Below are 13,485 nucleotides of genomic sequence, written 5' to 3' on the forward strand. Positions count from 1 at the left end.
GCCGCTTCGCGGCTTTGCGGGGTATGCCGTCCGCTCACCTCGCGCGCGGTGGTGACGGTCGCTGCATGGCGGGGAAGGCGTGCTCGGTGAAGCCAAGGTCGCGGTAGATGCGGGCACCGTCGGGGGTGGCGTAGAGGTCGACGCGCCGTGCGTCGGTCTCGGTGTCGAACCAGTCGACCAGATCCTCGGTGATCCGACGGCCCCACCCCTGGCCGCGGGCTTCGACGTCGGTGACGATGTTGTTGATGACCCCGGCCAACCCATTGGGACAGCCCGGGCTGGGCCCGATGTGCTTGACCTCGCCCACGCCGCAAGACACGACCTGACCTTCGACCTCGGCCACGAGGATGCACGCGTCGTCGCGGGCGAGAACCTTCTCGAACCAAGCCCGAGTGGCGGCGAGCCACTTGGGTGCAGCGAGGTCTGTCTGAGCAGTGCCCATGGCCTCGAACATGAGCACCCGGAACCGGATGAGGTCGTTGACGTCGGCGGGAGTCGCTGGACGGATCACAGGCTCTGACGACCGGTGTGGGTGCGGAAGATCAGGGAGGTCTGCACGTGCGAGACACCGGGCCGGCTCGAGACGTTGTCGAGGACGAAGTCGCGCAGCTGGTCGGGGGACTCGGCGCTCACGTGCACGAGGAAGTCGTCGGCTCCGCTGATGTTGAACGCCGCCAGCACCCCTGGGAGGCCGGCCATCTCGTCGCCGAAGGCCTCGACCTGCGCCCGGTCGTGTCCCGACAGTCCGATGGCGATGACCGCCTGGAGCGGGCGCCCCATCTTGGCGGCGTCGAGGGTCGCGTGGAAGCCAGTGATGACACCACGCTCACGCAATGAGCGCACTCGACCGACGCACGTCGACTCAGCGATGCCCACCTCGCGGGCCAGTGCAGCGTTCGAGATGCGTCCATCGTCCACGAGAGCGGCAACGAGGGCGCGGTCGATCTCATCGAGCTGTGGTGGCGCGGTCGGGGCCGGGCCTGGAGTGAGGGGATGCGGATTCTTCGGCACACCCCCACGCTACTCACCCGTAAGCGCGGATCGCATCAGCAGAGGCCTCTTTGGACCCGGTTTCAGCGGGACTCTTTCGCTGGGACGTGGATCCTGCGGAGGATGATCACCATGAGGACAGAATCCATGACGCGCCACGCCGATCCCGCAACGACCGCCGTCCACGCCGCGCGTGAGGACCTCACGGCCCTCGGGCTGCACGTCCCGCTCATTGACCTGGCCACGACGTATCCGATGCCGACGATCGAAGCCGGCGGAACGGCATACGACACGTTGGGTGCGGGGGAGCGGCCGGACCACGAGGCGACCCTCGTCTACCAGCGCCTGTGGAACCCGGGGGTCGACCGCTTCGAGCGAGCCGTCGCGGCCCTGGAGCGGGCCGAGTCCTCTGTCGCGTTCGCGAGCGGCATGGCCGCCCTCACCGCGGTTCTCCTCGCGGCGGTGGCCGCCGGCACGCCTCACGTCGTCGCCGTCCGCCCGCTCTACGGCGGCTCGGACCACCTCCTCGCCACGGGACTCCTCGGCACGACCGTCACCTGGGCCACGCCCGAAACGGTCGGCGACGCCATCCGTCCGGACACGGGCCTGGTGCTCCTCGAGACGCCAGCGAATCCCTCGCTCGAGCTCATCGACATCGCGGCTGTCGTGGCCCAGGCCGGTGACGTACCCGTCGCCGTCGACAACACGTTCGCCACTCCGGTGCTCCAGCAGCCCGTCCGTCACGGCGCGACCCTCGTGCTGCACTCGGCCACGAAGTTCATGGGGGGGCACGGCGACGTCATGGGTGGGGTCGTGGCGGCCAACCACGAGTGGACGGCCCGGCTGCGGCAGGTCCGAGCCATCACCGGTGCGGTGCTTCACCCGCTCGCTGCCTACGAACTGCACCGAGGGCTGCAGACGATCCACGTCCGGGTACGCGCCCAGCAGGAGTCCGCAGCCGTGGTTGCGGCGTGGCTGGCCAAGCGTTGCGAGGTGTCGCGGGTGCACTACCCCGGCCTGGCGGGCGGAGACCCCCGTGGGCTCGTCGGCACCCAGATGGCCGGCCCGGGCGCACTGGTCGCCTTCCGGTTCACGGGTGGGTATGCCGCGGCGGCGGCCTTCGTGGAACACCTGGACCTGGTGACCCATGCCGTGTCGCTGGGCGGGGTGGACAGCCTGATCCAGCATCCGGCGAGCCTCACCCACCGCCTTGTCGTCTCCGAGGCGCGACCTGATGCGGACCTCCTGCGCCTGTCGGTCGGACTCGAGGGCGTCGACGACGTCATCGCCGACCTCGAGAAGGCCTTCGCCAACCTCCCGTGACCCTTGGGGCGGGGAATGCGGGGGTGGGGGTCGTCGTTTAGGTCTCTGTGTGCCTGCTCTGGCACACTTGTTCGCTGGACCGGTTCACGGCACGAACGCGTTTCCTGAGCATCACCCTCACGAGTGGATGCAGGCGGGGCGCTACCGGGTTTGCATCTACCTGATGGACCCGCCGACCCGGAGACATCCAGAGCTCTCAAGGAGAACATCGTGAAGAAGGACATCCACCCGAACTACGCCGAGACCACGGTCACCTGCACCTGTGGCGCGTCGTTCACCACTCGCAGCACCGCCGAGAGTGGCGCGATCCACGCTGAGGTCTGCAGCCAGTGCCACCCGTTCTACACGGGCAAGCAGAAGATTCTCGACACCGGTGGCCGCGTTGCGCGCTTCCAGGCTCGCTACGGCAAGAAGGCCGACGCGTAGCACTCTCACTGCGCCGACCCGTTGATCCTGCACAGGATCCGGGTCGGCGCTTTGTGTTTCCCCCGACGGCGCGCCACCGACGCCCCACCCGCCACTGACCGTCCCTGAGAGGACACCCGATGTTCGAGTCCGCCGCCGCCCTCGCTGAGGAGCACGCCACGCTCGAGCGCGAGATGGGTGACCCGGCGATCGCCTCCGACCCCGACCAGCTGCGCGAGATCAACAAGAGGTATGCCGCGCTGGGACCGACCGTCGCGGCATACGCCGCCTGGCAGGTGGCCACCGACGACCTCGAGACGGCCCGTGAGCTGGCGACCGAGGACGCCGGGTTCGCGGCCGAGGTCCCGGGGCTCGAGGCGAGCGCCACCGAGGCCGCCGACCGCCTCCGTCGGTTGCTCATCCCGCGCGACCCCGACGACGACCGCGACGTCATCGTCGAGGTCAAGGCGGGTGAGGGCGGCGAGGAGTCGGCGCTGTTTGCCGGCGATCTGCTGCGCATGTATCTCCGCTACGCCGACCAGCGCGGTTGGCGCACAGAGGTCCTCGGCTCGACCGAGACCGACCTCGGCGGCTTCAAGGACGTGCAGGTCAGCGTCAAGTCCAAGAAGGCTCCCCAGCCGGGTGAAGGTCCGTGGGCCCGGCTCAAGTACGAAGGCGGCGTGCACCGCGTCCAGCGCGTTCCCATCACGGAGACGCAGGGCCGCATCCACACGAGCGCCGCCGGTGTGTGGGTCATGCCGGAGGCCGAAGAGGTCGAGGTCGAGATCCACGCCAACGACCTGCGGATCGACGTCTTCCGCTCGTCCGGCCCCGGTGGGCAGAGCGTCAACACCACCGACTCCGCCGTGCGGCTCACCCACCTCCCGACCGGCACCGTCGTCATCTGCCAGAACGAGAAGTCGCAGCTGCAGAACCGCGAGGCCGCGATGCGCGTGCTGCGGGCGCGGCTGCACCAGATGGCGATGGACGAGGCCAACGCGGCGAGCGCCGACATCCGTGCCAGCCAGGTGCGCACGGTCGACCGCAGCGAACGCATCCGCACCTACAACTTCGCCGAGAACCGAATCAGCGATCACCGCACCGGTTTCAAGGCCTACAACCTCGACACTGTCCTCGGCGGCGAGCTCGACCCGGTCGTCGAGTCGGCCATGGCGGCGGATGAGGCAGCACGTCTGGCCGCGCTCGGCGAGGGCACCGCGTGAACGACCTGCGTGACGCGGTCCGGGAGGCCACCCAGAGGCTCGCCGACGCGGGGGTTGGTTCGCCCGAGCACGACGCCATCGCGCTCGCGGCGCACGCCCTGGGTGTCGACGCGAGCGAGGTGCGGCGGCTCATGATCCTTGGTGGTCCCGTGCCTGAGGCGTATGCCGCCCTCGTCGCCGAGCGCGCCAGTCGCGTTCCGCTCCAGCACCTCACGGGCCGGGCCTGGTTCCGAGGTCTCGAGCTGGAGGTCGGGCCGGGGGTGTTCGTGCCGCGGCCTGAGACGGAAGTCGTTGCTGGGTGGGCCATCGAGGCTGCGCAGGCGCGTCTCGACGACGGCGTCACGGCTCCCGTCGTCGTCGATCTCTGCACGGGTTCGGGTGCCATCGCGCTCGCGATCAAGTCCGAGGTGCCGGATGCACAGGTCCACGCCGTCGAGGTCAGTGACCTGGCGGTGGCGTGGGCGGAACGCAACCGTGACCGACTCGGACTCGACATCGAGATCGTGCATGGTGATGCGGTCACGGCCTTCGAGGAGCTCGCGGAGGTCGACGTCGTCGTGTCGAACCCGCCCTACATCCCGACCCTCGCCGAGCCGATCGATCCCGAGGTGCGAGACCACGACCCGCACGTCGCGCTCTATGGCGGCAGCGAGGACGGTCTGGCGATCCCGCGTCTGGTCGCGGCTCGTGCCGCAGGACTTCTGCGCAGCGGGGGAGTGCTCGTCATGGAGCACGCCGACAGTCAGGGCGAGTCGTTGCCCACTGCGTTACGGGCGACCGGCTCGTGGACGTACGTGGAGGATCGCCTCGACCTGACGGGCCGACCGAGAGCGACTGTGGCCGTCCGGGCCTGAGTTGGTCACGCCCGCATCACACCTTCGCCAATGTCCCTGCGCAGGTGGCGGCCTCACCATTACGGTGGGCTGCCGGCGACAGGCCCGGCGCCACCACGCACACCACCACATGCACGACCACGTGCACAGCCAGGGGGAACCACCATGAGCTTTTCCGAGCAGCCGGCGCCGCAGCCGAACGCCCTTCCCGAGCAGCCTTCGGCCATCAGCACCCCGGTCCCAGAGGGAGCACAGCCGGCGACGGTCGCAGCAGCAGCACCCTTCGAGATCGTCTCTCGCGGTGTGCTCTGGAGCCTCGGGGCGATCCCCTTGGGCATGATCTCGGCCGCCCTCATCTGGCGTTTGGGGTTCATCGCGTCGATCTCGAGCTTTGTCGTCGCGGGTGCCGCCATGTGGCTCTACACCAAGGGCGCGGGCACTGTTCCCCGTCGCGGCATCGTGCCGCTCGTCGGCGTCATCATCGTGGGAGTGGCCCTGTCGTTCCTTGCGATCGTGGCGAGCGACATCGTCCAGGCCTACGGAACTCCCGAGGGCAAGGAGCTGGGCTACCCGTCCGTCTGGTCGATGCTCGGGAACAACCTCTTCTCCCCGCAGGTCCTCGGTTCCTACGGCAAGGACCTCGCGATGTTCCTCGTCTTCGCGGCCCTCGGCCTGTTCGGGACCTTCCGGCAGCTCGCCGGCGCGCGTCGCGGCTGACGCGACTCGTCCCCCTCTCACTGCTCCACCCGCAAGCGGGTGAGACGCACCACGGCCCCACCCGCAAGCGGGTGGGGCCGTGGCTTGGCGTCGGCCTTGGTCAGAAGATGTAGATCACCAGGGCGATGATCAGAAGAACACCAACGACGGTCCAGATCAGTCCGGATCCACGCATGTGCGACACCTCCATTCGGTGACAGTTTCTGAGTTGACCTTATGCAGGGCGAGGGGGTCGGCGGGGGTTTAGGGCGTCGGAAGATTTCTGCGTTTGTGCTGTTCACGTGCCATCTCGAAAGGCGCCGACATGACGATGCGTGGTCGGTCCTAGGCTGGTGCCATGAGCCCCGTCTTTGACTGCACGACGCCCGAGGGGCGCCAGGACGGCATCGCCAAGGCGACTGCCGGAGTGCGCCAGGGGGACCTCGTCGTCCTCCCCACCGACACCCTCTACGGCATTGGCGCCGACGCCTTCTCGCCCGACGCCGTCCAGCGGCTTCTCGACGCCAAGGGTCGCGGTCGCGAGATGCCGCCGCCGGTCCTCGTCCCCGAGGTCCGCACCGTCGACGGACTCGCGACGGACGTGCCGGCATACGCTCGTGCCCTCATCGAGCGCTACTGGCCCGGACCACTGACGCTGGTTTTCAAGGCGCAGCCCTCCCTGATGTGGGATCTCGGCGACACCGGCGGCACGGTCGCCGTGCGCATGCCCGACAACGAGGTCGCCCTCGAACTCCTCAAGGAGGTCGGGCCGATGGCCGTGAGCAGCGCCAACCGCACCGGACAGCCGGCCTCGCGCACCATCATCGATGCGGCGACCCAGCTGGGCGCGTCGGTGGAGTTCTACCTCGATGGCGGTCCCGTGACCGGAGGGCTGGCGTCGACCATCGTCGACTGCACGCACCCCGAGCCGACGATTCTGCGCCGGGGCGCCATCGACGCGGACGAGATCATGGCCCTCGCGAACCAACACCTAGAGTTGCCGCCAGAAGAGCAGGCAGCTGACCAGCAGGAATCAGAACCCGAGGAGAGCAGCAGCGATGAGTGAGACGTTCTACGGTTCGGACTTCGGGGCCCTGGAGGCCTATGACCCCGAGATCGCCGGTGTCCTGGTGTCGGAGCTCGACCGCCTCCGTGGCGGTCTGCAGCTCATCGCGAGCGAGAACATGTCCTCGCCCGCAGTGCTCACCTCGCTCGGTTCGACGCTGTCCAACAAGTACGCCGAGGGATACCCCGGTCGCCGCTACTACGGTGGCTGCTCCGAGGTCGACAAGGCCGAGACGCTGGCCATCGAGCGGGCCAAGGCCCTCTTCGAGGCCGACCATGCCAACGTCCAGCCGCACTCGGGCGCCAGCGCGAACCAGGCGGTCTACGGCGCGTTCATGAAGCCGGGCGAGACGATCCTTGCGATGAGCCTGCCGCACGGTGGACACCTCACCCACGGCACGAAGATGTCGTTCTCGGGCAAGTGGTTCAACGCCGTGCACTACGGCGTCGACAAGGAGACCGAGGACATCGACTATGCCGAGGTCGAGCGTTTGGCCAAGGAGCACAGGCCCAAGGTCATCCTTGCCGGTGGGTCCGCGATTCCGCGGCTCATCGACTTCGAGTTCTTCCGTCGCGTGGCCGACGAGGTCGGCGCGATCTTCTGGGTCGACGCCGCGCACTTCATCGGCCTCGTGGCCGGCAAGGCGATCCCCAGCCCGGTGCCCTACGCCGATGTCGTGAGCTTCACGACGCACAAGGTGCTCCGTGGCCCGCGCAGTGGCGCGATCGTCTGCAAGGAAGAGCACAAGGCGGCCATCGACAAGGCGGTCTTCCCGATGATGCAGGGCGGGCCGCAGATGCACACCATCGCGGCCAAGGCCACGAACTTCAAGGAGTGCGCCTCGCCCGAGTACCAGACCTACGCCAAACAGGTCATCGCCAACGCCAAGGTTCTCGCTGAGACGTTGGGGGACAAGGGCATCCGCCCGACCACGGGTGGCACTGACACCCACCTGTCACTGCACGACCTCCAGCCGGTGCTCGTCACCGGTGTCGACGCCGAGGCCCGCTGCGACGCGGCCGGCATCACGCTCAACAAGAACGCCATCCCGTTCGACCCGCAGAAGCCCAACATCGCCAGCGGAATCCGCGTCGGCACTCCCTGCGTCACCACGCAGGGCATGGGTGAGGACGAGATGCGGACCATTGCCGGCCTCATCGCCCGCGCGGTCGTCGACGGTGACGCGGACCCGGAGCACAAGGTCTCGCAGGAGGTGCGCGCCGAGGTGACCGATCTCGTGACGCGCTTCCCGGCATACCCCCGCTGAAGTAGTAGTCCCGGGACCGTTTCCCGCCGTCCCCGGGAAACGGTTCCGGAGCAAGGGAACTGTTCCGTTGTCAGGGACCGGTTTCCCGCCGTCCCCGGGAAACGGTCCCTGCGTCAGTCGGCTGAGCGGCCCCGTCGACTCCGACGGTCGTCGGCGGCCTGCTCGCGCGCCTCGTCCTCGAGTGCTGCTGCTTCCTCGGCCGAGGGACGGGCCTTGGGCTTGGTGCCCGATGCCGACGCGATGGTCCACACGCTGCGGGCGAAGACCTCGAGGTCGAGCAGCGGAGACATGTGCTTGAGGTAGTAGAAGTCGTAGGACAGCTTCTCGATCGTCTCCTCCTCCGACGCGGCGTAGCCGTGGCGCACCTGCGCCCAACCGGTGATGCCGGGACGCACCAGGTGGCGCTGGTCGTAGAAGGGGATCGCGTCGCGGTACTTCTCGACGAAGCTCACCTGTTCCGGACGGGGGCCGATCAGGGAGAGTTCGCCGCGCAGGACGTTGAAGAACTGCGGCAACTCGTCCAGCCGCACACTGCGCAGGAACCGGCCCAGGGGGGTGATCCGGGGGTCGTCACCCGTCGCCTGACGGGCACCGTGTGACTCGGCGTCGGCGCGCATCGTCCGGAACTTGAAGAGCTCGACGAGCTCTCCGCGCCGTCCCACGCGGACCTGCCGGAAGATCACCGGACTGCCGTCGACCAGGCGCACGAGGACGGCAACGACAGCAACCACCGGCAGCCAGAACGGAATCGTCGCGATGACGAGGACGAGGTCCACTGCATGTTTGAACGGGAGGAAGGGGAGCTTGCGCAGCAGCGAGGTCTCGATCTCCCAGCCCTCGGAGAGGTGTCCCAGGGGGACCCGACCGGTGTGCTCCTCGTAGACGTCGTTGAGGGGGCGCACCTCACGTCCCGCGACCGACGTCGCAGAGACGTAGCGCGTGACCTCGCGAGACCACGGGGCACTGAGGTCGACCGTGAGAATCGTGTCGGGCGGGGGAGCGGAGAGAGGCCCGGTGGCCGCCGGGTCGATGACGCCGACGACCGTGATGTGGGGGGTCGCGTCCAGGGCCCGCACGATGGCGTCGGAGCTGGTGACGACGACGAGGCGCTCGGTCCACGGCCGCAGTCGGAGGACGGCGCGCAACAGCAGCACCAGGCCCAGCCAGATCGCCAGAGTCGTGAAGAGCTGCGGTCGCGAGTAGTAGGGGCGGGCAAGGACGATCAGCGCTGTGATGGCGAGGAAGGCGAAGAGTGCCCCGAGGGCGGCGCGACTGAACGTCGGACGAGGCGGACCCTGCGGCATCACTGCGGCGACGAGTGCACTGCCGAGGAATGACCCCACGATGGCGATGGCGAGGATGCTCATCAGCCCACGACCCTGGGTCTGCATCTTCACGGTCTCGCTGAACGGGTGACCGCCGAACTGCAGAAACGCTGCGATGACGAAGGCGACGAAGAGGAGTGCGGCGTCTGCGCAGGCCATGCCGACGAGGAGCCGCTGTCTCATGGCGGTGAGTGTATTCGCCGCCGGAGTCGCGCTCGGGGACCCCGACCCGTCGGCCAGTTGGCCGCTCGCAGTTGGAGGTGGTTCCCATCCATGCCGTCACAGCCCATGAACATGGTGTCTTGGTCCGCCCAAATCTCGACATGCGAGTGCAGATCACTCTGGTTACCCTGAAAGCGGCGGTCGCTCGGCCGCCGAATCCCATGGGGCTGGGACGTGCATGAGGGGCTCGGCACCACGAGACAAGGGGAATTGATATGAAGAGATTCGTAGCGATCGCCTCCGCGGCGACCGCGCTGGCAGCCGTGGTGGCTGCTCCGAACGCCCAGGCCGTGACGGAGTACTCCTGGTCGCAGTCTGCGTCGGGAGTGACGGTGTCAGGTGTCTGGTACAAGGACACGAACGGCTACATCGTCCTCAAGGGCACTGTGAAGGACACCGCGGGTGACAGTTCGAGCGCAGTGGCTCAGATCCATTTCACAGAGGACTGCTGCTCCAACCGAGTGGAGGCCGACGGCGGAGTGGGTACCTCGACGAGTTTCACGTTCCGATCCGGAACCAGGGCGCCGAGCAACTTCCGGACAAAAGTCGGTCTGGAGCGGTACGGATACACCAGCTACGGCTCGTGGAAGTCCTACACAACCTGGTGAAGTTTCACGTTTGACGAATGGGGTCTCTGGTTCAGGGGCCCCATTCGTTGTTGTGGCGGTGCCGCTTTGTTGCAGGAAGTGGGTTCGGGGACGCCCTGTCCCGTCGGCCAGTTGGCCTCCACAGGGCGCTTGTGATAGTTTTCACAAGCACCCAGAACGAGTCAACGGAGACCCCACTGATGACACAGCAGACAGCGGCAAGAGGCGACAACCTCTTCGACGTCGTCCTGCGCGGAGCACTGCTTCCGACCGCCGTCGCGGGAGTCGTCACGGCCCTGGTCCTGACTCCGTTCCGAGGTGGCCTCGGCCTCGTGTCCGCCCTTGTTGGCGTGGCCATCGGGCTCGTCTTCTTTGCCTCCGGCCTGTTCATCGTCGGCCGTTTCGTGCGCGACAACTCCCAGCCCGTGCTGTTCATGGCCGTGGGGATGTCGGTCTACTTCGCGCAGGTCATCGCTCTGCTCGGCGTCCTCGTGCTCGCTCGCCAGATCGAGACCTTCGACAGCCTGGCCGCCGGAATCGCGTTGCTGGTCACCGTGCTGGTCTGGCAGGGCGCCCAGATGTACGCCTGGCGGAAGGCTCGAGTGCCCGTCTACGACGAGCCGGCAGACGCGGATCAGGCACCGGAAGAGGGGCCGTCATGATTTCGGCCCGCGTATCCACCACCACTGCGCGTCCGGTACCGTACGGCGTGCCGTCGGCTGCAGATTCGACGAAGCGGGTGCCATCGTGCGCCACTGCGGATTCACTCGGGTCGGAGACGACGCGGCAATCGTTTGACACGTCCTTGGAGGAGAGGTCTTGACCCCGAACATGATGACCCTGCACATGCTGCCCGGCATCGGTTCCGTCCCTGCCGAAGGCGGGTTCGAGACGCCTGGCGTGCAGGACTTCTGGTGGCCGCTGATCGGCGAGGGAGCCTTTGCGTTCACCCGCCCGGCGCTCGTGCTGCTGATCTCCGTCGGCGTCCTCGCCTGGTTCTTCGTGGGGACGAGCCGGCAGCTGGCTGTCGTGCCGACCAAGCGTCAGTTCATGGTCGAGGGTGTCTACAACTTCGTCCGCAACACGCTTGGGCGCGACATCATCGGCAGCAAGGACTTCCTACAGTTCGTTCCGCTCCTGATGACGCTCTTCACGCTCATCCTGCTGAACAACCTCTTCGGGATCCTGCCCTTCGTCCAGTACCCGACGATGAGCCGCCTGGGCATCCCACTCGTGCTGACGCTGATCGTCTACATCGTCTACCACACCGTGGGAATCCGCCGGAAGCACGGCGTGCTGCCCTACCTGAAGTCGCTCATCCCCCCGGGCCTGCCCGGTTGGCTCAAGCCCATCCTCTTCGGGCTGGAGTTCCTCACCTACTTCGTGATCCGCCCGCTGACGCTGGCACTGCGACTCATGGGCAACATGCTCGCCGGTCACCTCATGCTCCTCGTCTTCATCCTGGGAGGCGAGTACCTCCTGCTCCACGGTGACAACTTCTTCCTCAAGGGCTCGGGACTCCTCGCCTTCGGCTTCTCGATCGGGATGACGTTCTTCGAGCTGCTCATCGAGTTCCTGCAGGCCTTCATCTTCACCCTGCTCGCCGCGCTCTACATCTCCGACGCCGTCTCCGAACACCACTGAGACGCCACACGCCCCGGTCTTTCCAGCCGGTCTGCACCACCAACTGAATACACCGCACCGCACTCGACGCCGGAACCCCTCCGGCGCCTCCGAAAGGAAACACTGACATGGTCACTGGCAACATCGCCTTCCTCGGCTACGGACTTGCTGCGATCGGCCCCGGCATCGGTGTCGGCCTGATCTTCGCCGCCTACATCAATGGGGTTGCGCGTCAGCCTGAGGCCCGCGGCATGCTCCAGACCATCGCCTTCACCGGCATGGCGATCACCGAAGCACTGGCGATCCTCGGTCTGGTCTTCGCGTTCGTCTTCAAGGGCTGACCGAACCCTCGTCTACTGCTGATCGAGCCCTAAACAGATAGGACCAGATGTGATTCCCACATCCGTCGTTGCCGCCGAAGAGGTGGGCTTCCCCTCGGGCTTCCCGCTGCTCCCGCACCCGGTTGAGATGATCGTCGGGTTGATTGCCTTCGGCATCATGTACTGGTTGTACAAGTCGAAGGTCGTTCCGCGCATGGAGGCGCTCTACGCCGAGCGCACCGCGGCCATCGAGGGTGGCATGGAGCAGGCCGAGGAGGCCCAGGCTCAGGCCCACGCAGCGCTTCAGCAGTACGAAGCGCAGCTGCACGAGGCCCGCACCGAGGCCAACGCCATCCGTGAGGAGGCGCGCGCCGAGGGCGCCCTGATCGTGACCGAACTGCGCGAGAAGGCGCAGGCGGAGGCCGCTCGGATCACCGACTCGGCACAGCGTCAGATCGAGGCCGAGCGTCAGCAGGCCTATGTCTCGCTGCGCTCCGAGGTCGGCACCCTCTCCACGAGCCTCGCTGGTCGTATCGTCGGTGAGTCCCTTGAGGACGAGGTGCGCCAGAGGGGCACCATCGACCGCTTCCTCGCGGAGCTCGAGAGCGGCGCCGTCCGCCCCGAGAAGGTCGGCGCGGCCGCAGTTGCCGGTGACTCAGCTCAGGCTCAGCAGACCGAGCTCGACCTCGGCACTTCGGGTCAGGACGCCTGATGCGTGGTTCGTCGCGCGGAGCCCGGGCGGCGGCCGACAAGGCCCTCACCCAAGCTCTCGACGGTGTCGACCGCGCTGCGCTCGCCGAGGAGCTCTTCTCCATCGCGCAGGCGATCGAGACCGACGTCTCACTGCGTCGTGCTTTTGCCGATCCCTCTCGCGAGGGTGACGCGAAGCGTGCGCTCGCCGACCGCCTCTTCGGCGGCAAGGTGAGCGAGGCAGCCACCGCCCTCACGGGCGAGGTCGTCGCGCAGCGCTGGTCCGACGAGGGCGATCTCGGCGACACGCTCGAGGCCCTGGCTGTTCGGGCGCTCATCGCGAGCGCCGAGAAGGCCGGCCGTGTCGATGCAGTCGAGGATGAGCTGTTCCGCTTCGAGCGGATCATCGCCGCTGACGCGGGGCTGCGCGACACCCTGTCGACGCGCAACACCGACGCCAGCGGCAAGGCCGGCGTCGTGCGCAACCTGCTCGAGGGCAAGACAGCGCCCGAGACGATTCGTCTCGCGGAGCAGGCCGTGCTCGTGCCGCGTGGTCGTCGCCTCGACCGGGTGCTCGAGGCCTACCTCAAGCTCGCGGCGGGTCGTCACGACGAGCTGACCGCTCTGGTCACCGCCGTCCTACCGCTGGACGAGCAGCAGCAGTCCCGCCTTGCGGCGGCGCTGGGCGACATCTACGGCAAGAAGGTCACGCTGCAGCTGGTGCTCGATCCGAGCATCGTCGGCGGAATCCGCGTCCAGATCGGCGACGAGGTCGTTGACGGCACGGTGGTGCGCCGGCTGGACATGGTGCGGCGCGACCTCACTGGCTGACTCGGCGCTCGCGCCACTGCTCGACCACATCTGAAGAAGCAAGAGCACGACACCCCACACACTTCGGCCCCACAGGGGGCTGGT

The 13,485-nt window shown here is 67.5% G+C and carries 16 protein-coding genes; 13 read left to right on the forward strand and 3 right to left on the reverse strand.

The features are described 5' to 3' along the window. Positions 1–34: 34 nt before the first annotated feature. Together ACFQRE_RS13545 and ACFQRE_RS13550 are read right to left on the reverse strand one after the other, a co-directional pair. Positions 35–511, reverse strand: coding sequence for a GNAT family N-acetyltransferase (locus tag ACFQRE_RS13545; protein ID WP_380123154.1), 477 nt, complete (start codon positions 509–511; stop codon positions 35–37). Further along, positions 508–1,011, reverse strand: coding sequence for an Lrp/AsnC family transcriptional regulator (locus tag ACFQRE_RS13550; RefSeq protein ID WP_380123157.1), 504 nt, complete (start codon positions 1,009–1,011; stop codon positions 508–510). Before ACFQRE_RS13550 ends, ACFQRE_RS13545 begins: the two co-directional genes overlap by 4 nt. Before the next feature lie 102 nt (positions 1,012–1,113). Here ACFQRE_RS13550 and ACFQRE_RS13555 point away from each other — a divergent pair, with 102 nt between their 5' ends. From ACFQRE_RS13555 to ACFQRE_RS13585, 7 genes are all read left to right on the forward strand, one after another. Continuing rightward, positions 1,114–2,313: a trans-sulfuration enzyme family protein gene (locus tag ACFQRE_RS13555; RefSeq protein WP_380123159.1), complete on the forward strand. Its 1,200-nt coding sequence runs from the start codon at positions 1,114–1,116 to the stop codon at positions 2,311–2,313. Between the two features lie 210 nt (positions 2,314–2,523). Next, a complete protein-coding gene (rpmE, locus tag ACFQRE_RS13560) occupies positions 2,524–2,739 on the forward strand; it encodes a 50S ribosomal protein L31 (RefSeq protein ID WP_009775720.1) in 216 nt (71 codons plus the stop codon). A 119-nt stretch (positions 2,740–2,858) separates the two neighbouring features. Then, positions 2,859–3,941, forward strand: coding sequence for a peptide chain release factor 1 (gene prfA, locus ACFQRE_RS13565; RefSeq protein WP_380123162.1), 1,083 nt, complete (start codon positions 2,859–2,861; stop codon positions 3,939–3,941). After that, a complete protein-coding gene (gene prmC, locus ACFQRE_RS13570; RefSeq protein ID WP_380123164.1) occupies positions 3,938–4,795 on the forward strand; it encodes a peptide chain release factor N(5)-glutamine methyltransferase in 858 nt (285 codons plus the stop codon). The genes prfA and prmC overlap by 4 nt, the downstream gene beginning before the upstream one ends. Positions 4,796–4,939: 144 nt before the next feature. Next, a complete protein-coding gene (locus ACFQRE_RS13575) occupies positions 4,940–5,491 on the forward strand; it encodes a hypothetical protein (RefSeq protein WP_380123166.1) in 552 nt (183 codons plus the stop codon). Between the two features lie 337 nt (positions 5,492–5,828). After that, positions 5,829–6,536 carry an L-threonylcarbamoyladenylate synthase gene (locus ACFQRE_RS13580; RefSeq protein ID WP_380123168.1) on the forward strand — a complete coding sequence of 236 codons (708 nt, stop codon included), beginning with the start codon at positions 5,829–5,831 and terminating at the stop codon, positions 6,534–6,536. Continuing rightward, a complete protein-coding gene (locus ACFQRE_RS13585; RefSeq protein ID WP_380123169.1) occupies positions 6,529–7,803 on the forward strand; it encodes a serine hydroxymethyltransferase in 1,275 nt (424 codons plus the stop codon). The genes ACFQRE_RS13580 and ACFQRE_RS13585 overlap by 8 nt, the downstream gene beginning before the upstream one ends. A gap of 113 nt (positions 7,804–7,916) precedes the next feature. Here the strand turns inward: ACFQRE_RS13585 and ACFQRE_RS13590 are convergent, their stop codons facing one another. Beyond that, positions 7,917–9,311 carry a sugar transferase gene (locus ACFQRE_RS13590; RefSeq protein WP_380123170.1) on the reverse strand — a complete coding sequence of 465 codons (1,395 nt, stop codon included), beginning with the start codon at positions 9,309–9,311 and terminating at the stop codon, positions 7,917–7,919. Positions 9,312–9,565: 254 nt separating this feature from the next. On the opposite strand from ACFQRE_RS13590, the gene ACFQRE_RS13595 reads away from it, so the two are divergent. From ACFQRE_RS13595 to ACFQRE_RS13620, 6 genes are all read left to right on the forward strand, one after another. After that, positions 9,566–9,958 (forward strand): hypothetical protein, encoded by a 393-nt coding sequence (locus ACFQRE_RS13595; protein ID WP_380123172.1) that lies wholly within the window; start codon positions 9,566–9,568, stop codon positions 9,956–9,958. Between the two features lie 179 nt (positions 9,959–10,137). Further along, positions 10,138–10,599: a hypothetical protein gene (locus tag ACFQRE_RS13600; protein WP_380123174.1), complete on the forward strand. Its 462-nt coding sequence runs from the start codon at positions 10,138–10,140 to the stop codon at positions 10,597–10,599. A gap of 169 nt (positions 10,600–10,768) precedes the next feature. Next, complete coding sequence (atpB, locus tag ACFQRE_RS13605; RefSeq protein WP_380124273.1) at positions 10,769–11,581, forward strand: F0F1 ATP synthase subunit A; 813 nt, start codon at positions 10,769–10,771, stop codon at positions 11,579–11,581. A 107-nt stretch (positions 11,582–11,688) separates the two neighbouring features. Beyond that, the gene (gene atpE / locus ACFQRE_RS13610) at positions 11,689–11,901 is read left to right on the forward strand and encodes an ATP synthase F0 subunit C (protein WP_009775711.1); all 213 of its coding nucleotides are present in this window, start codon (positions 11,689–11,691) and stop codon (positions 11,899–11,901) included. Between the two features lie 49 nt (positions 11,902–11,950). Then, positions 11,951–12,592: a F0F1 ATP synthase subunit B gene (locus ACFQRE_RS13615; RefSeq protein WP_380123177.1), complete on the forward strand. Its 642-nt coding sequence runs from the start codon at positions 11,951–11,953 to the stop codon at positions 12,590–12,592. Further along, entirely contained in the window at positions 12,592–13,401 is an 810-nt protein-coding gene (locus ACFQRE_RS13620) for a F0F1 ATP synthase subunit delta (protein WP_380123179.1), read from the forward strand. The genes ACFQRE_RS13615 and ACFQRE_RS13620 overlap by 1 nt, the downstream gene beginning before the upstream one ends. Positions 13,402–13,485 lie beyond the last annotated feature (84 nt).

The sequence above is a fragment of the Knoellia pratensis genome (assembly GCF_042666395.1).
Lineage (GTDB): Bacteria > Actinomycetota > Actinomycetes > Actinomycetales > Dermatophilaceae > Knoellia > Knoellia pratensis.

Excerpts from the sequence above, each read along its gene's own strand:
- ACFQRE_RS13555 (WP_380123159.1), top strand. The coding sequence starts at position 1,114 with ATGATCACCATGAGGACAGAATCCATGACGCGCCACGCCGATCCCGCA.
- prfA (WP_380123162.1), top strand. The coding sequence starts at position 2,859 with ATGTTCGAGTCCGCCGCCGCCCTCGCTGAGGAGCACGCCACGCTCGAG.
- ACFQRE_RS13575 (WP_380123166.1), top strand. The coding sequence starts at position 4,940 with ATGAGCTTTTCCGAGCAGCCGGCGCCGCAGCCGAACGCCCTTCCCGAG.
- ACFQRE_RS13580 (WP_380123168.1), top strand. The coding sequence starts at position 5,829 with ATGAGCCCCGTCTTTGACTGCACGACGCCCGAGGGGCGCCAGGACGGC.
- ACFQRE_RS13585 (WP_380123169.1), top strand. The coding sequence starts at position 6,529 with ATGAGTGAGACGTTCTACGGTTCGGACTTCGGGGCCCTGGAGGCCTAT.
- ACFQRE_RS13590 (WP_380123170.1), bottom strand. The coding sequence starts at position 9,311 with ATGAGACAGCGGCTCCTCGTCGGCATGGCCTGCGCAGACGCCGCACTC.
- ACFQRE_RS13595 (WP_380123172.1), top strand. The coding sequence starts at position 9,566 with ATGAAGAGATTCGTAGCGATCGCCTCCGCGGCGACCGCGCTGGCAGCC.
- ACFQRE_RS13600 (WP_380123174.1), top strand. The coding sequence starts at position 10,138 with ATGACACAGCAGACAGCGGCAAGAGGCGACAACCTCTTCGACGTCGTC.
- atpB (WP_380124273.1), top strand. The coding sequence starts at position 10,769 with ATGATGACCCTGCACATGCTGCCCGGCATCGGTTCCGTCCCTGCCGAA.
- atpE (WP_009775711.1), top strand. The coding sequence starts at position 11,689 with ATGGTCACTGGCAACATCGCCTTCCTCGGCTACGGACTTGCTGCGATC.
- ACFQRE_RS13620 (WP_380123179.1), top strand. The coding sequence starts at position 12,592 with ATGCGTGGTTCGTCGCGCGGAGCCCGGGCGGCGGCCGACAAGGCCCTC.